Genomic DNA, 279 nt, shown 5'->3' on the forward strand with positions numbered 1-279 from the left:
CACATGGCAGCCGCCTGTGCTTCGGAGGTCGCGACCAGCCCGTCGACGATTGCCGCCTCTTCCCAGATCGCCGCCAGCCCGTCCTCGAGCGCCGCCCGCGCCGTCTCGACGCTGTCGGCGCCCAGGCCCAGCACCAGCAGGCACGGCGCCTCGAGCGGCAACTGCCCGGGCGCGTAGCCCAACGCCCGCTGCATCAAGGCGGCAAAGCGCTGCCAAAGGATCTCGGCGCCGGTGAGCCGCGTTCCGGTCTGGCCCAGGAAATGCCGCACTATGCGCTGC

Annotated in this window: 1 protein-coding gene; it reads right to left on the reverse strand. The window is 72.0% G+C overall.

Going from position 1 to position 279, the window contains the following annotated elements; all coding sequences use genetic code 11:
• The coding region (locus EN808_RS36090; RefSeq protein WP_210235493.1) for an FAD-linked oxidase C-terminal domain-containing protein at positions 1 to 279 on the reverse strand (279 nt) is incomplete at both ends.

Source organism: Mesorhizobium sp. M8A.F.Ca.ET.165.01.1.1, assembly GCF_004792065.1.
In the GTDB taxonomy this organism is placed as follows: Bacteria; Pseudomonadota; Alphaproteobacteria; order Rhizobiales; family Rhizobiaceae; genus Mesorhizobium.